This window comes from Paenibacillus cellulosilyticus (assembly GCF_003182255.1).
In the GTDB taxonomy this organism is placed as follows: Bacteria; Bacillota; Bacilli; order Paenibacillales; family Paenibacillaceae; genus Paenibacillus_T; species Paenibacillus_T cellulosilyticus.
Map to the genome: position 1 here is coordinate 21,557 of NZ_QGTQ01000039.1, position 17,034 is coordinate 38,590.

Genomic DNA, 17,034 nt, shown 5'->3' on the forward strand with positions numbered 1-17,034 from the left:
TGATGGGTCATAATCAAATGAATTGTTAAGGGAATGTAAATTTTTCAGCGTTTATTCAGCTAGAGATAAGATTATTTTCAAGATACGCACCTATAATGAAACACATCAAAGACACAACAAGCGAATGAAATGAGGTGACAGGATGACAACGATCGAACAATTGCGCTACGACGGAACGGAACAATTGGAGCTGCAAAAGCGAATAGATGACAGCAAAGCGTTGGCTGTTGAGACAGCGCCTGTGCAGGCACAGCCATTAAAATTTCGTCACGAATTAAAATATTATATCAACTTCCACCAATACTTTATCATTCGTCAGCGCCTAAGTAGTTTCATGGCACGAGATAAGCATGCAGGACCAACTGGCGAATACCATATTCGCAGCCTTTACTTTGATGATGCGGAGAACAAGGCGCTTGCAGACAAGCAGGGCGGCCTGCGTGACCGTAGCAAATACCGGATTCGAATCTATAACGTCTCGGATTCCATCATTCATTTTGAGAAGAAAATTAAGAAAGACGAGTATATTGCGAAGGTTAAAACCTCACTGACTCGAGCAGAGGCGGATGCCATCATTGCAGGTGACTTCGACTGCTTGAACGTTCCATCTAATCCGCTGCGGGCGGAGCTTCATAAGGAAATGAGCCAGCGGCTGCTCAGGCCGAAGGTTATTGTTGACTATGTACGCGAACCGTTCATAAATGTGCATGGCAATGTGCGAATCACGTTCGATAAACAGCTGAGAACGGGGTTGTATTCGACGGATCTGTTCAATCCGAATCTGAGCACGATCAACACGCTCGATGACAATCAGATTATACTCGAAGTGAAATTCGACGAGTATTTGCCTTATCATATCCGAGATGCGCTGCAGCTCGAAGGATTGATTCGGCAGTCGGCTTCGAAATATGTCATGTGCCGCAAATTCTTGAAACTTAACTCATGGGAGGATCAATAAAAATGGCAGCAGAGAATACAACAACAGTGGCAGCAGCTACTGACAACGGTGGAACGAACACGTTTGCCGATATTATTAAAAACTCGATTTCGGACAACTTCGTCAATGATATCGACCTAACCAAAGTCGTGATCACGATGGCGATTTCATTCTTGATTGGCTTCTTTATCTACCTGCTGTACAAACGGGTATTCAGCGGCGTGCTGTACTCGAAGAGCTTTAACGTATCGCTTATTGGTATGACACTCGTTACATCGATGGTCATTATCGCCATTAACTCGAACCTTGTCCTGTCGCTCGGCATGGTCGGTGCGCTCAGTATCGTTCGTTTCCGTACGCCAATTAAAGATCCAACTGATCTGATCTTCCTGTTCTGGGCAGCAGCAGCAGGTATCGTAACAGGTGCTGGCTTCTTCTCGCTCGCAATCGCAGGTTCAGTTATCATCGGTATCATTATGTTTATCTTTATCAAGAAATCGACTTTCGAAACCCCTTATTTGCTCGTTGTGAACTGCGATGGCGATGACAGTGAGAAAACACTGATGGAACAAGTACATGGCAAAGTAAAACGTTACAATGTTAAACAAAAAACAGTAACGCCGGGCAACATTGAGCTGACACTGGAAGTACGCGTGAAAGAGAAGGAAAGCGGCTTCGTTAATGCGATTTCAAGCCTTCGCGGCGTGAAAAATGCGGTGCTCATCAGCTACAGCGGCGATTACGTATCTTAATCGGCGGTGCAAATTGAAATCCAAAACCGCTGTTCCGATTCTAGTCATTTGCGTGGTTGCTGCGTTAATCGCAGCGCTGCTATTTGATAGCTGGAATCGTGACTCCGAGAGCTCCGCGGTGACGGGCGGAGCCTCGGCTGCGGCAACTACCGAACAGTTGGAGAGCAATGTATTCGTTAAGGATAAAGTCGTCGATGTGAAGATTACGCTTGATCCCGATGACTTCCAGGATATGCTCGACAATGCTTCTGCCGAGGAATTCAAGACCGCAACGGTCGAATACAACGGTATTAAGCTTGAGAATGTAGGCATTCGTACGAAGGGCAATCTGTCGCTTCGTGCAGTCGTTCAGATGACGGACTCGGATCGCTACAGCTTCAAGCTGTCGTTCGATGAATATGTAACGAACCAGACACTGCAAGGTATCTCGAAGATTAACCTAAACAACGACTACAGCGATCCTACTTATATGCGTGAGTTTCTCACTTATGAGCTGGCGAAGTCGATGGGATTGCCTACGCCTGAGGTCTCGTATGTGAATGTGTACGTGAATGGTGAGCTCAAAGGGCTGTATCTGGCTGTAGAGCAAGTAGGCGAGTCCTACCTGGAGCGCAACTTCGGCAATTCGTACGGAGCGCTGTATAAAGGTATTATGGGCAACGGCAGCGATCTGCTCTACCGCGGCGACGAGGAGACGGATTATCCGGGCCTTGAACGCAAGTCTAAGAAATCAAATGGTAATGTGCTCGTCGATATGATCAAGGAACTCAATGATGGCTCAGATATCGAGAGTGTCATCGACGTTGAAGATGCACTCGGCTATATTGCACTCAATGCTGTGACAGTGAATACCGACAGTTATATCGGCAGCAATAAGCAGAACTACTATCTGTATGAGAACAACGGAATATTCTCGATTCTACCGTGGGACTACAACATGGCGTTTGGCGGTATGGGCGGCATGGGCGGCATGGGCGGAGGCGGCGGAGGCGCCAGCAGCAATACTTCGTACATGATCGACGAGCCTACCGATGGCAGCGTTGATGAACGTCCGCTTGTTGCGAAGCTTCTCAGCAACGAGACGTACAAAGCGCAGTACCACGAAATGATTCAAAGCATGATTGACAACTACTTGAATGACGAAACGTTCCAAGCGCGTGTGAAGCAGCTGCAGGAGCTGATCGCTGATGATGTGAAGGCGGACCCTACTGCGTTCTACACTTATGAGGAGTTCGAGCAAGGTGTACAGTCGCTCCTGACGTTCACGTCAGACCGAGTTGCTAGTGTGCAAGGCCAGCTGGACGGTACTGTAAAGGCGTCCGGTGATGGCTCAGGCAATGGCGGCGGTATGGGCGGCGGAGGCGGCGGCTTCGGAGGCGGCAGAGGGGGAGGCAATAACATGGCTGCGAATGGGCAAAATAATGCAGCAGCGCAGGACGGTAACAATGTGCAAGGCAATAACGCCGCACAAGGTGCAAACGATGCGCAGAATGGCGGAAATGCACCTGCCGCACAAGGCAACGACGGTGCTCAGAACTTCAAGGCTTCCGCTGCGGATGGCAGCAGTACGCCAACCATTCAAACCGCTTCATTGGATGCCAACAGCAGCGGCCTAAATATCCAGACAGCAGCTGCGGATGCAAATACCGGCAACCAGAACGCTGTGCCTGACGCAAGCAATAGCTCCCAGAATGGCCAAGCTGCAACGGATGGAGGCAACGCGGGCCAGAATGGCCAAGCCCAAGCTGACGGCGGCAATGGAGGTCAGGGTGGACAGAATGGTGGCGGCGGCCAAGGCCAAGGCATGCAAGGTGGTTTTGATGGCGGTCAAGGCGGCGGCGGCTTCGGCGGTGGCGACGGTATGGGTGCGCCTCCAGACGGCTTTGGCGGAGGCGGCATGGGAGGCATGGGAGGAGGACCTGGCGGCTTTGGTGGCAACACGGTTACGAATGCCAACCAAGGCACTATGAAAGATGCCATTACGACAGGCTCACTCCTCATCGTACTCGTACTCGCTATGTTCTTCATCGTGAACTTCCGTAAGAAGCATTAACCATATAAAAGCCGTTCGGGCGCCGGATAATCGGCAGCTGAGCGGCTTTTATTCATGTATATCAGTCGGTATCGAGTAAAGCAGATTTATACAATAAAAAAGCTCATGCATCGCTGAACCAGCAATCCATGAGCTATCATTTATGATGAGTTGGTGCGGTCAAGAGGACTTGAACCTCCACGGTTGTTACACCACTAGAACCTGAATCTAGCGCGTCTGCCAATTCCGCCATGACCGCATGTCGTTGATGTCGACAAGAAAGATATTATCATTAGTTCGGATAACAAGTCAACATATACATTTCCGAAAGGCTTGAGCACAGAATAGCACGAGTTTATTCGTTGCTTTACATTCCAAATGTGATTTAAAACGATATGTTTTTTATCATTTTTAAGTAGAATAGGAGAGGGTTGTGGAGGGCAGCAAACCATAACCGTAACCGTACATAGATGAATGAGGTGACTTCGCATGAAAAGAATAGCGATCGATATGGATGAAGTAATGGCTGACTTCTCATCAAAACATTTGAGCCAATTCAATGCTAAGTTTCAGGATTCATTAACGCTGGAAGACCTTCAAGGTACGCGCCTTCGGCATTTGCGGCCGCATCTGGCTGATGAGATTACTGCAATTATCGATGAGGTTAATTTCTTCCGCGATTTGAACGTTGTAGAAGGCTGCCAAGAAGTGATCCGCGAGCTGAGCAGCAATTATGAGATCTATATTGCAACAGCCGCAATGGAGCATCCGTCCTCTTTACAAGGGAAATATGAATGGCTGTGCGAGCACTTCTCCTTCATCTCGCCGATGAATTATGTGTTCTGCGGAGATAAGAGCATCATTAACGCGGATTATTTGATTGATGACAACGTTAGAAACTTCAAAGGATTTCGAGGTCAAGGACTCCTGTTCACCGCGCCTCATAACCGAGACGAGACAGGCTACGTAAGGGTTAACAGCTGGGCGGAAGTATTGGAATATTTCCGGAGTCAGAGCCATTAATGATAAGACCCTCGTTCACTAAGACGTGCACCCCTTATAGTGGACATTGGAAAAACACCCTCGTGTTTATGCCGATGTAATACTATAGGGGGTGCACTTCATTGATGTGAGTGAAGGTGGGCTTATTATAATTTATGGATGGGTTGAGAAAGAGAAGACTCTCTGAAACGAGAATCGTTCATTAATGTGAAGCGCTAATGGTTGCGGGAGAGCTTAATTGACTCGCTATGCTCGGATTGCAGCTCTAACGGTTACAATGGAGATTAATAGCTTAATGTTGCTTCGAAAAGGGTGCCTTGAGCTACAATAGCCGCTGTAGCAACCGTTACACGTTCAAAGTCGCTTGTATTAACGAAATAGCCTTCATGACAACCGTTAGGCCACCATGCTCAAGGTTTGTGAAAATAGCTTCGCGGCCGCACTCAGCTCCGAGCCGACGCCGCGAGGCTGACGGTTGTAGCAGTGCCAATTTAGCTCTTTTTACACTTTACATGATTTAATTTTTAATGAGTCCCCGCAGCAGGCTTGGTCCAATCCTCAAGCATTCGCAGAATACGAAAGGCATCCTCATTCGTTTCTCCGCAAGTGTATTCCTCAGCAGTGAAACCGCCGCATACAGCAGGGCGCTCGGGTTTGCCGAATAGTTTGCACTTGTTATCAGCCGTCAATTGTACACAAGGTACGCCAGCCGGCTTTCCTTCGGGCATTCCCGGGATAGGTGAGCTGATCGTAATGGCAATGCAGCAAGCAGCACATCCGACACGGCATTCCATCATCGATTACCCTCCCACAGCAATAAAAAAAGTTCCAGCTCATGCGCTGGAACCTCTTATAGATGGTGCGGTCAAGAGGACTTGAACCTCCACGGTTGTTACACCACTAGAACCTGAATCTAGCGCGTCTGCCAATTCCGCCATGACCGCACAAATGAACTAACGAATCTTAATATAGCATGTCCTTTAATTCGAAGTCAACGCGATTCGTGAAAGTTTAAATTTTCAGACAGAATGGCGATCTTGGCAGCAGGCTGTATTTACAGGGCAGCGGTTGTACATATTTCTCGTTCAAGGCACAAACAATGAACGTACTTTAATACAGAAGGCGGTGCCTGATTGATGAAATATCGCAATCGAAGGTTGGATTTGCAAAATGGCGTATTCACTATGCTTCTTCGTCGTACACGTACGCGCCGAACGCTCCGAATTGCATTCGCAACGATCGGTACGTTCGTTCTGCTCGCGTTCGCGCCAGCGCCAAACCTTACGACCAGCACGACAACAGCGGCACAGATGCAGTCGAATATCAGCACAGAAAAGCAGACGGAAGCGACAGCTGCTTCCAAACGGATTGCAATCGTCATCGATGATTTCGGCAATGGCATGACGGGTACAGCCGAAATGATGAAGCTTCCTTTTCCATTCACCGTCGCGGTTATGCCTTTCATGCCGACGACAAAAGCAGATGCGGAGACTGCGCATAAGCTCGGACATGACGTTATCGTACACATGCCAATGGAGCCGAATCGCGGCAAGAAGGAGTGGCTGGGTCCTGGTGCGATTACGACGGATCTGACCGACGCTGAGATCCGGAAGCGGGTAGAGGCCGCAATCGACAATGTGCCATTCGCTGTCGGCATGAATAATCATATGGGTTCCAAAGTAACCGCCGACGAGCGTGTGATGCGAATTGTTCTGCAAGTGTGCAAGGAGCGAGGGTTATTTTTCCTCGATAGCCGTACGACATTCAAGACCGTTATACCGAAGGTTGCTGCTGAGCTTGAAGTGCCGCTTGTATCCAATGACGTCTTTCTTGACGATGTCTACTCGGTCGCGCATATCTCGAAGCAAATCGGCATTCTGCGCAAACATCTGCAGGAGCATGAGAAGTGTATTGCGATCGGCCATGTAGGGCCGTCAGGCAAGAAGACAGCAGCTGTGCTGCTGTCCTCTACGCCATCACTCCGAGAGAATGCCGTCATCGTCAAGCTGTCCGAGCTTGTTCGGCGCACCAGCGATCAGCAAATACTGCCTTAATCCAGCAGCAATGGTCACTGCAAGCTTCGTCTGCGCATTCCGATTTGTCAGCATTGCACGGTCTGCTGGATTCGACAGGAAGCCCATCTCGACGATGACAGCAGGCTGACGAACGGATCGGAGCAAGTAATACGGCTGGCCTTCTCGCGGTATTGCATTCGTCTTCTGAAGTCGATTGAGCGCGTCTTGAATGCAGAAAGCAAGCAAGGCGCTCTCGCCGTTTCTTTGATGAAGAACAAGTGGGCCACGTTTGGAGCTTGACTTGGCCGCGTTCACGTGGAGGCTGACGAATAAGGTCGTATCGATCTCTTCCGTCAGCCCTTTGCGTTGTGACAGATCGCGGCGATGGCGCGAGCGCGTAACATGCCACCGATTATCTTCGCTGAGCGCATAATCTCCGGTTCGGTTCAATACGGCAGTAATCCCTTGGCTGCGAAGCAGTAAATACAGCTTCTGTGCAACGGCCAGGTTGATATGCTTCTCCAAAATGTCACCTGTGTTCGTACCGCCATCAATCCCGCCATGTCCAGCATCAATAAGCACGACAGCGGACGGAAGCGCACGTTTGTAGCGGGGAGGAGCGGCGGTATCCGCCTTGTCATGGGATTCTGCTTCCGCCTGCGTATTACGGATATGACGTTCTGACGTGTCATCGTTGTAGAGGATTCGATTCGCATCCGCTTCTACTGTGGGTGTACTGCTGACGAGCAGCCAACCGAGCACCGCGCACGATAAGTAGGCGGCGGCAATCCGCCGAATAGTCGGCTGTGGGATACGATGTCTAAAGTGTCTCATTAAGGTGCTCCTTCCTGCATGAACCATCATACTGTTATCGTGGCTCATCGACAGGAAAGTCATTCATGATTATAGACGTGAGGAGCGGGGCACAATGATAATGTCAGCAAACGATTAGGTTGAATCAATATAAGGGAGAGGGAACGGACATGGCAGATAAACGCGATGATTTTTTCAAATTTGTTGGAAAGCAGCTCGTCACTCTAGTTGATCAGCCGGCAGAGGTAAGACAGCAGCGCCGTCAGCACCGCAAAGAAGCGAAGGCTGTTCGTGAATCGTGGGTAACCCGCTGGTTCGGGATTGCTCCGTTAACGATTATGTTCTGGGTGAACGGCTGGAAAAACCGGCAATCGGAGCAGAAACGACGTCATGGCGGACCTGGTCAATCCGAAGCGCATCCTCAACGGTAATGGATTAACGATAAAAGCTTCCAACCGGGGACAAATCAGACAAACCAATATAGCGATGCTCGCTATTCAGCCCGGTTCCTTCAGGATCGGGCTCTTCGAGCGCCAAATAAAGTGCGTTGTTCGACCATTGTTGATAGCCGACGACACCCCATACGAACGTAGCCGTGTGATCATACAATTCGGCAACGTACCGGATCGGAGTATCGGATTCCAGCGGCTTCGTTAGCTGTTCGGCATACTTCACCTTCATTGCCGCATTCGTCAGCCAAGGCAGCTCGGCATAGATGTCGAACGATGATCCATAATGATCGCGATAAACTTTGGAGCGGATGCCGGCTGACGAAGGGAACAGGGATGCAGCAGTTGCTGAAACGCTAGCAGTTGCTGCTTGCCAGGTCTTGTCTGTCGTAGGCAAAATATCACCAGTCGCAGCGTCTGCAAACCATACTTCATGGTCCGCCGTCACAACCCGCCATACGGCTAATACGCCGTTCTGATAAAGCTTTTCTGTGTTGAAGGAAGGCTCATTACTATTCGCACTTTCCTGCGTAATTACACCTTGCCGGACAAGCGACAGCTTCAGCGTCTCCATATCAAACAGCGGTCGTTTGCCGGCGCCGTATTCGCCGAGCATGAAGCCGCCGCTCTCCGTTGCATGCACGATCATATAACCAACCTTATTGCCTCCAGCTGTTATCGACACGTACCAGGAGTGTGTTCCTGGACCAAGTGGCTCAACTGTGAAATCAGCGCCGGACCACGCGGCGAACGGCTGCTGCTTCGACAGCTCGTCCATCCACGTCTGAACCTGATCGGATAGTCGTTTCTTTTCCTCTGGAGTTTGAGGCTTGACCGGCTGCAATGTCTGCACGGGAGAAGCCTGTTGGTCAGCCGAAGCGTTCGCAATGCCTGCAGCAGATTGCAGCAGGGCAGCACACGCCACGATCAGGAACAGCTTCTTCGTATGACGAAACCGCATAATATCTCCGCCTTTCGCTTCATATGAAGCCGCTTACGTTCCTCTTCATTGTAGTGGACAAGCTCCCGTAAACGCTGTTGGAAGCTGTCGTGCGAACGTAAGCGGCACTGGTTCTATTTTTGCCGGAAAGCTGCGAAACCCGTCATGCCTTTAGCGAATGAAGCTTAATCAATGCCAGCGAGATGAAAAATGCCACAGTTGATGGCGGACGCTGTCACGCGCGGCTCGTACTGCCAACGAATTTCGGCTTGCCGTTTGTCATATTGCTCGGTAATTGCCGGCTTATTCTCCTCTAACGCAGAGGCGATGAGTGGTTCGTAGTAATTGCGGATGCGATCAAGCTCATCGTCCAGCCGTTCGCGGGCTTGTGCTGCCCAGCTGTAATCCTGATTTTTCAGCTTCCGTTCGATGGTCTGCTCAATCGTCGAAAGTGCCTTGCCCAGCGATAACCCATTCTTCGTAATATGGATATTGGGTGGCAGCTTCGGTGTCATCTTAAGCTCGAGCAGCCGATCATGGAAACGTTCGACACACTGTCCAGAAGCAAGAGAGACGCCAAATGAATACAGCTCTTCGCGCTTGCGGTCGCAGGCGAACTCCACCTTCAGATTGACGCCTAGCCATGCTGTGTAGGGGGTCGAATCATAGGGCAGCAAATGCTTGCGTTCTGGTTCTTGAAACAGGTAGACGTAGCTGCCAGCAGCCTGACTTGCATCGAACAGCTGATCGAGCCGGCGCGAACCGAAATGCATCTCCTCCCGCGGCATCCGAATCGTATTGACCTCGCCGTGGACGAAGCCGAACGAGCGGGCAAGAGCGGCATCAGTTGCAGAAGCCAGGGGGGATTCTGGATTCGGCTTTGGTGGCTGCTCGGCTTGCTGCTGCGCAAGCGCTGCGGCTTCAGCAGCTTCGAATTTGGTGCGATCGGTCACAAGCAGCATGGACATCGTTTCTGGGTCGGCACCGGTACGATCGACGAAGCTCCAATAGTAGGGGCGATTCGTCAATGCGCGGTCTGCCGCTGGCGACAGCTTTACTTTGAAATGGGCAGGCGATTTCTCAAGGACGGTACAATCCATTGCATCGAGAAACCGCTGGACATAGCGATGTACTTGGCGCTCGTTCATGGGCTGGCCTCCATCGAAATCGACTGGCCGACAGCATCGAGGAGATTACCTATTGCATCTTCCTCTTCAAGCTCAGGCTCGGACTGCACCTCGCTGCGAATGCGGCTGATCGAATCGCCGAGACCGCTTATCCTGCGCTGCAGATCGGTACCGTCGCCAGCCTCGGCAACCAGACGAGCAATTTGCTGTTCGATCGACAGCTCCTGCTTCTCGAACCGTTCAAGAATATGGTCCAGCTCGCCGATCACAAGCTCGAATAGGTTGATTTTCTCATGAAGCAGGGAAACAATATGCTCCTCAATCGTACCGAGCGTGCACAGGTTATAAATGCGCACATCATGCTGCTGACCGAGTCGGTGAACACGACCGATCCGCTGTTCGACACGCATAGGGTTCCAAGGCAGATCGAAGTTGATCATATTGTGGCAGAACTGCAGGTTGATGCCCTCGCCTCCAGCTTCGGTTGCGATAAGCACCTGCGCACGGCCGCGGAACAGATCCATCATCCAATCCTTCTTGCCGCGATTCATACCGCCACGGTAAGGGACGGCGTGTAAGCCATTCGCACGGAAGTAATTGAGCAGGTATTCCTGCGTTGCCCGGTATTCCGTGAAGATGATGACTTTGTCATCGATCTCTCGAATAAGCTCCATCGCTTTCTCGGCTTTCGTATTCGAGGTGATCGCACGAATGTTCTCGACGAGCCCCCATATTTTGGCCCGCAGCGGAGAATCTTCGGCCGTCTTCTTGAACAAATTAACGAGCGTCACGAAAACCGCGTCTCGGCTGGAGCAGACTTCCCGCTGCAGCGTAACGAGCGAGAGCATGCTGGCCATATCGGCGATTGTCTCGACGACGCGTTCCTTCACGAAAGCGGTGACGCCGTCGTACAATGCCTTCTCTTCCGGAGACAGGGAGAGCGGAATGTTGCGAACGATTCGTTTCGTAAAATGGATGCCGCCGTCGCCGCGGCGATTGCGGATCATGACCGCGGACAGTGCTTCTTGCAGTTGATCCTCATTCTTCGGCAGACGTTTGTCGACGACGAAATTCGCTGCGAACTCGCTCTGACCGCCGAGTTGGCCAGGCTTAAGCAATGTAATGAGGTTGTACAGCTCGTCTAAGTCGTTCTGAACGGGTGTTGCGGTGAGGAGCAGACAATATTTTTTACTCATCTGATTGACGAATTGGTAGTTGGTCGTCTTCTTGTTCTTGAGCTTATGGGCCTCGTCGATGATGAGCATGTCATAATCTTGGCTCAGCAGCTTCTCGCGATGCGGCTCGCGCTTGGCTGTGTCCATAGAGGCAACAACGACGTCATACTGCCAGGTATGCTCCTTCTTCTGCGCGACAGCGGAAATGCCGAACTTCTGGTTCAGCTCTCGAACCCATTGCAGCACGAGGGAAGCGGGAACGAGGATGAGCGCGCGCTTCACTAGACCGCGGACCATATATTCTTTGAGCACGAGCCCAGCTTCGATCGTCTTGCCCAAGCCGACCTCATCGGCTAGAATGGCGCGTCCGCCCATCTCATGCAGCACTTTGCTTGCGGTCGAGATTTGGTGAGGCATCGGTTCTAATGAAGGGAGGCAGCGCAGACATCGCAGCTCGTCAAAGCTGGTGACCTGCTTCGCTTGGTGCGCCTCTACTGCCAATTGATAGAGCTGCCAGTCATCCCATGGGCCGTTACGGTTCAATCTGGCTTGCAGCTCGTCGAACCAGGACCGGTCAAATTGCCAGTCTACGAGAGGATGCAGCTTGCTTCTCGCGGCTGGTTCGGAGCGCGTCAGATTCGTCGGTTGGTTCGGTTGCAGCATAGATGAGCTCCTTCCTGCCACGTTGTGGATGTGTGATTGCTCTAGTATGGCCTTGCTTGAAGGAATTCATAAGAGGGTAAGAAGTCAAGGGTAGAGATGATGCGCAATATCGATATTGGACGAGCATGATGAAGCAAATTGAAGAGTGATGGCGAATTGTTGGAAATAACCGTTATAATTGGCTTGTACGTGTCGGGTATATCTATATTTAGTATAGTATAATGGTATTCGCACACAATATATGGTATCGAACTCATACAATGTAGCTGATCATGCAGACAGAGGAACGACGAAATCGGGGAGGATGTCGGCGGATGGTTAAGGCGGAAAGCAAGAAGCTTGAAGGATTAAGCGAGAAAATTTTCTTGGATCGGTACGCATGGAAAAATGCGGATACGAATGATACAAAGGTAGGGGACGTTGTCCTCGTCCTGACGAAGGACGATCCTAAATTTCCGACGAAGGAAGTTGGCGAAGTCGTTGCGCGTGAAGGTAGCCGAGTAACGGTTAAGCTGCGCAGCGGCGATACGGTTGAATCGTCTGTCGAGAAGCTGACGCTTACGGTTGAGAAGACGCCGGAGGAAATGTGGGATCGTCTTGCGAACGCGATGGCATCGGTAGAGAAGGAAGACAAGCAGAAGGAGTGGGCGGAGAAGTTCCGTTACATTCTGGATGACTGGAAGCTTGTACCGGGCGGCCGTATCGCAGCAGGTGCAGGCGCTAGTGAAGAGCTGACGTTGTTCAACTGCTACGTCATCCCTTCGCCGAAGGACAGCCGAGGCGGCATCATGACGACATTGAGCGAGATGACCGAAATTATGGCTCGTGGCGGCGGTGTCGGCATTAACCTATCTTCACTCCGACCTCGTCGTGCAATCGTTGCTGGCGTGAATGGCTCCTCTAGCGGCGCAGTTTCTTGGGGTGGCTTATTCAGCTACACGACTGGCTTGATTGAGCAAGGCGGCAGCCGTCGTGGCGCGCTCATGCTCATGATCAACGACTGGCATCCGGATCTGCTGGATTTCATTACCGTTAAACAAACGCCAGGACAAGTGACGAACGCGAATTTGTCGGTATGCGTAAGCAACGGCTTCATGAAAGCAGTGAAGGAAGATCTCGAGTGGGATCTGGTGTTCCCAGATACGAAAGCGCCAGGCTACGATGAGTTGTGGGATGGCGATCTAGATAAATGGAAGTCGGCAGGGCGGCCTGTTATTCATTACAAAACGGTACGTGCCCGCGAAGTATGGCACACGATTATCGAGTCCGCTTGGAAATCGGCTGAGCCGGGCATCGTATTCATGGAATACTACAACCAAATGTCGAACAGCTGGTATTTCAATCCGATCATCTGTACGAACCCATGCGGCGAGCAAGGACTGCCGGCTTGGGGCGTCTGCAACCTGTCGGCGATCAACCTGTCGAGGTTCTACGATGAGGCGAAGGACGACGTGGATTGGAGAGAGCTGAGCCGGGTTACGCGTTGGTCCGTACGCTTCTTGGATAACGTGATCGACAAGACGCCGTACCATTTCGCTGAGAATGAAGCTAACCAGAAGAAGGAACGCCGTGTTGGCCTTGGTACGATGGGTCTGGCTGAGCTGATGATCAAGCTTGGCATTCGTTACGGTTCCCCTGAGTCGCTGTCGTTCCTCGATAAGCTGTATGGCTTCATCGCACGTGAATCATACTTAGCCTCGTCTGACATTGCTGCAGAGAAAGGCTCGTTCCAAGCATTTGATGCGGAGCTGTATCTGCAGAGCGGATTTATGCAAAATATGGTGGAGCAGTACCCAGAGGTTGGCGATGCCGTCGAGAAGAACGGTGTTCGCAACGTCACGATTATTACCCAAGCGCCAACGGGCAGCACGGGTACGATGGTTGGCACATCGACGGGTATCGAACCTTACTTCGCCTTCGAATATTATCGTCAGAGCCGTCTTGGCTACGACAAGCAGCTTGTACCGATCGCACAGGAATGGATCGACGCCAATCCAGGTCAAGAGCTGCCGGACTACTTCGTCACGTCGATGAGCTTGTCCGCACAGGATCATATCCGCGTGCAAGCGGCGATTCAGCGCTGGGTCGACAGCTCCATCTCGAAGACGGCGAATGCGCCAAACGACTTCACCGTTGAAGAGACGAAGGAGCTGTACGAACTCGCATTCGATCTCGGCTGCAAAGGCGTAACGATCTACCGCGACGGCAGTCGCGACGTGCAAGTATTGTCCACTTCGTCGAAGGACGAGAAGAAAGAGGAAGCAGCAGTATCAGCACCAGCGCCGCAAGCGGCTGAGGCGGTTGCAGCTACGGCTGCAGCGTCGGCGGTTGAAGAAAGCACCGCGGTTGGTCAACTGAACACAACGCTGAACGCAAGCGTAACGCCGCAGCAGGAGCAAGTATTCGATAAGGAATACAAACGCCGTCCGCAAGTGCTGCGTGGTGCAACGTACAAAGTGAACACGCCATTCGGCATGGCGTACATTACGATCAACGACATGAACGGCACACCAAGCGAAATCTTCTTGAACGTTGGCAAAGCTGGTTCGGACGTCTTCGCAATGGCTGAGGCACTTGGCCGCGTCTGCTCGCTGTTCCTCCGTTACGGCGATCATGGCAACAAGGTGAAGCTGCTCGTGAAGCACTTGAAGGGCATCGGCGGCTCCGGCGCAATCGGCTTCGGCGCTAATCGCGTCGAATCCATTGCTGACGCTGTGGCGAAGGCGCTCGAGACGCACGCGGAGTCGGCTGAGGAAGCAGCAGCATTCGCTGCTTACCAAGCGGCTCACGCAGCGGCGAAGTTTAGTGCTCCTTCTGTTTCGGCAGCAGCTCCAGAGGCAGGTCAAGCCGGCGGTTATGTCGGCCAGCCGTCCTCGCGTGATCTGTGTACAGCTTGCGGCTCGGCATCATTGATCAATGTCGAGGGATGCAAGACTTGCAGCAATTGCGGGTATAGTCGGTGTAACTGAGTAGATATGAGTTGTAGAATAAGAGGCCGTGGAAGAAAGATTCCACGGCCTCTTATTTATCGCTTATAAGCAGCAGGAACCATGAACATATTCAGGTCAGCCAGAGATTTCTGGCTGGCCTATTGTTGCTTGCATGGATGAAAGTATTGACATGAACGCGTCGAATGGAGAGGTCGAGATTATGTTGTTATGAAGTCGAATACGGAGTAGTGGAGAGAATCGTCTTTTTTTATGATTAGGATAACAAACACGCTAATCTCGGAAGGAGTACCTCAATGATAAAAACAGCAGTGTCCAAAAACAGACAGCACAGTGTTGCTCAGCAGGGGATGTACCGAAAATTTAAGCCCTTCCTGCCGATTTTCGTTATGATGCTGCCAGGCATGATTTATCTATTAATTAACAACTACTTACCAATGTTCGGGCTAATCATTGCATTCAAAAATATTGATTATTCCAAGGGCATTCTCGGCAGCGATTGGAATGGCTTCACAAACTTTAAATTTCTGTTCCAAACGACGGACGCCTACATCATCACGCGCAATACCTTGTTATACAACGGAGCCTTTATCATTCTCGGCTTGTTCATGTCGGTTGGTGTTGCGATTCTGCTCAACGAGGTCAAGAACCGTTTCATGTCTCGGACTTATCAAACGGTCATTTTGCTTCCTTTTCTCATATCGATGGTCATCGTGAGTTATCTCGCATTCGGATTTCTTGGGAATGAGCAGGGATATCTGAATAATAAAATTTTGCCAATGCTCGGTCTTGAACCGATCTCGTGGTATATGGAATCGAAATATTGGCCTTATATTCTGACGATCGTCAACCTGTGGAAGTCGGTCGGCTTCAACTGCATCGTGTATCTTGCCGCAATCATCGGCATCGATCAGGAATATTACGAAGCAGCGACGTTGGACGGCGCAAGCAAGTGGCAGCAATTCCGCACCGTTACGATTCCGCTCATTGCTCCTACTGTCATTACGATGACGCTGCTGGCGGTCGGACGAATTTTCTATTCCGACTTCGGGCTGTTCTATCAAGTACCTATGAATTCCGGCATGATCTACGATACGACGAACGTTATCGATACGTATGTATTCAGAGGATTGCTGCTCAACAACGATATCGGAATGTCGGCAGCTGCTGGTTTATATCAGTCGGTTGTTGGCTTCGTGCTCGTCATTCTATCTAACTTTGCAGTTCGTAAATTCAGTAAAGACAACGCTTTATTCTAATGATGAGGTGAGAACCGTGAACAACAAAGAAACGAATTTGTGGCAGTGGATCTCCCACATTTTGCTGGCGGTATTATGTATCCTGTGCGTTATTCCTTTCATTCTCCTGGTCTCGGCATCTTTAAGCTCAGAGAATGATATTTTGTCAGACGGATATAGATTCATACCGAAGCACTTCAGCTTTGAAGCTTACGATTACTTGATTGGCAATATGGCGATGATCGGCAAGGCTTACGGCATTACGGTCTTTGTAACGTTAATCGGCACGACTGTCAGCCTCATGATGACAGCGATGCTTGGCTATGCACTTTCCAAAAAAGACATGCCTGGTCATCGAATTTTCTCGTTTCTTGTTTTCTTCACGCTTCTCTTTAACGGCGGGTTGGTTCCGACATACTTGATCTACACGCAGGTATTTGATATTAAGAACACGATTTGGGCGCTGCTCGTCCCTGGCCTGTTGATGAACGGCTTCAATGTATTGCTCGCACGTTCCTTCTTCATGAACGCGATACCAGCACCGGTGCTTGAGTCCTCGAGAATCGATGGAGCGGGAGAGTACCGTATTTTCTTCCAAATGGTGCTGCCGCTGTCGCTGCCTATTATGGCGACGATTGGATTGTTTACTGGCATCATGTATTGGAATGACTGGAATAACGCGTTGATTTACATTACGGATCCTGATTTGTACAGCATCCAGTCGCTGCTCAACCAAATTATGCAGAACATTGATGCGCTCAAAAATGCGAACTCGGCGTATGGTGCAGGCGCTGCTGCTGTCGAGCTTCCAGGCGAGACCGCTCGCATGGCTATTGCGGTCATTGGCACGCTGCCGATTCTGATCGTATACCCGTTCTTCCAGCGTTATTTTGTAAAAGGTATCGCCGGCGGCGCAGTTAAAGGTTAACTCGAAACGAAGCGA

General features: G+C 50.7%; 14 protein-coding genes and 2 tRNA genes. 9 read left to right on the plus strand and 7 right to left on the minus strand.

Going from position 1 to position 17,034, the window contains the following annotated elements; translation table 11 throughout:
- The first annotated feature begins 142 nt into the window (after nt 1-142).
- The 3 genes from DFQ01_RS28255 to DFQ01_RS28265 are packed head-to-tail and all read left to right on the plus strand — an operon-like array spanning nt 143 to nt 3,742.
- Nucleotides 143-958 carry a polyphosphate polymerase domain-containing protein gene (locus tag DFQ01_RS28255; RefSeq protein WP_110047284.1) on the plus strand — a complete coding sequence of 272 codons (816 nt, stop codon included), beginning with the start codon at nt 143-145 and terminating at the stop codon, nt 956-958.
- A 2-nt stretch (nt 959-960) separates the two neighbouring features.
- Nucleotides 961-1,689, plus strand: coding sequence for a DUF4956 domain-containing protein (locus DFQ01_RS28260; protein WP_110047285.1), 729 nt, complete (start codon nt 961-963; stop codon nt 1,687-1,689).
- Nucleotides 1,690-1,702: 13 nt separating this feature from the next.
- Nucleotides 1,703-3,742, plus strand: coding sequence for a CotH kinase family protein (locus DFQ01_RS28265; protein ID WP_245946914.1), 2,040 nt, complete (start codon nt 1,703-1,705; stop codon nt 3,740-3,742).
- 151 nt (nt 3,743-3,893) lie between these two features.
- Here the strand turns inward: DFQ01_RS28265 and DFQ01_RS28270 are convergent.
- A tRNA-Leu gene (locus tag DFQ01_RS28270) sits at nt 3,894-3,980 on the minus strand.
- A gap of 230 nt (nt 3,981-4,210) precedes the next feature.
- On the opposite strand from DFQ01_RS28270, the gene DFQ01_RS28275 reads away from it, so the two are divergent.
- Nucleotides 4,211-4,744, plus strand: a complete 534-nt coding sequence (locus tag DFQ01_RS28275) for a 5' nucleotidase, NT5C type (RefSeq protein ID WP_110047287.1) — start codon at nt 4,211-4,213, stop codon at nt 4,742-4,744.
- 503 nt (nt 4,745-5,247) lie between these two features.
- On the opposite strand, the gene DFQ01_RS28280 is transcribed toward DFQ01_RS28275, so the two are convergent.
- Nucleotides 5,248-5,517, minus strand: coding sequence for a YkgJ family cysteine cluster protein (locus tag DFQ01_RS28280; RefSeq protein ID WP_110047304.1), 270 nt, complete (start codon nt 5,515-5,517; stop codon nt 5,248-5,250).
- Between the two features lie 63 nt (nt 5,518-5,580).
- Nucleotides 5,581-5,667, minus strand: a tRNA-Leu gene (locus DFQ01_RS28285).
- 366 nt (nt 5,668-6,033) lie between these two features.
- Here DFQ01_RS28285 and DFQ01_RS28290 point away from each other — a divergent pair.
- On the plus strand, nt 6,034-6,777 hold the full coding sequence (locus DFQ01_RS28290; RefSeq protein ID WP_110047305.1) for a divergent polysaccharide deacetylase family protein: 744 nt from the start codon (nt 6,034-6,036) through the stop codon (nt 6,775-6,777).
- On the opposite strand, the gene DFQ01_RS28295 is transcribed toward DFQ01_RS28290, so the two are convergent.
- A complete protein-coding gene (locus tag DFQ01_RS28295) occupies nt 6,700-7,572 on the minus strand; it encodes an N-acetylmuramoyl-L-alanine amidase family protein (protein ID WP_110047288.1) in 873 nt (290 codons plus the stop codon). The two genes, DFQ01_RS28290 and DFQ01_RS28295, sit on opposite strands and share 78 nt — an antisense overlap.
- Before the next feature lie 149 nt (nt 7,573-7,721).
- Here DFQ01_RS28295 and DFQ01_RS28300 point away from each other — a divergent pair, with 149 nt between their 5' ends.
- The gene (locus DFQ01_RS28300; protein ID WP_110047289.1) at nt 7,722-7,982 is read left to right on the plus strand and encodes a YqzE family protein; all 261 of its coding nucleotides are present in this window, start codon (nt 7,722-7,724) and stop codon (nt 7,980-7,982) included.
- Nucleotides 7,983-7,986: 4 nt separating this feature from the next.
- On the opposite strand, the gene DFQ01_RS28305 is transcribed toward DFQ01_RS28300, so the two are convergent.
- From DFQ01_RS28305 to DFQ01_RS28315, 3 genes are all read right to left on the minus strand, one after another.
- Entirely contained in the window at nt 7,987-8,961 is a 975-nt protein-coding gene (locus DFQ01_RS28305; RefSeq protein ID WP_110047290.1) for a hypothetical protein, read from the minus strand.
- 164 nt (nt 8,962-9,125) lie between these two features.
- Nucleotides 9,126-10,088: a YqhG family protein gene (locus DFQ01_RS28310; protein ID WP_110047291.1), complete on the minus strand. Its 963-nt coding sequence runs from the start codon at nt 10,086-10,088 to the stop codon at nt 9,126-9,128.
- Nucleotides 10,085-11,905, minus strand: coding sequence for a DEAD/DEAH box helicase (locus DFQ01_RS28315; protein ID WP_110047292.1), 1,821 nt, complete (start codon nt 11,903-11,905; stop codon nt 10,085-10,087). The genes DFQ01_RS28310 and DFQ01_RS28315 overlap by 4 nt, the downstream gene beginning before the upstream one ends.
- Nucleotides 11,906-12,219: 314 nt before the next feature.
- Between DFQ01_RS28315 and DFQ01_RS28320 the strand changes: the two genes are divergently transcribed.
- The 3 genes from DFQ01_RS28320 (at nt 12,220) to DFQ01_RS28330 (ending at nt 17,019) form a co-directional block, all read left to right on the plus strand.
- Nucleotides 12,220-14,874, plus strand: a complete 2,655-nt coding sequence (locus tag DFQ01_RS28320; protein ID WP_110047293.1) for an adenosylcobalamin-dependent ribonucleoside-diphosphate reductase — start codon at nt 12,220-12,222, stop codon at nt 14,872-14,874.
- Nucleotides 14,875-15,203: 329 nt separating this feature from the next.
- On the plus strand, nt 15,204-16,112 hold the full coding sequence (locus DFQ01_RS28325; RefSeq protein ID WP_245946916.1) for an ABC transporter permease: 909 nt from the start codon (nt 15,204-15,206) through the stop codon (nt 16,110-16,112).
- Nucleotides 16,113-16,128: 16 nt separating this feature from the next.
- Complete coding sequence (locus DFQ01_RS28330) at nt 16,129-17,019, plus strand: carbohydrate ABC transporter permease (RefSeq protein ID WP_110047294.1); 891 nt, start codon at nt 16,129-16,131, stop codon at nt 17,017-17,019.
- The last annotated feature ends 15 nt before the right edge of the window (nt 17,020-17,034 follow it).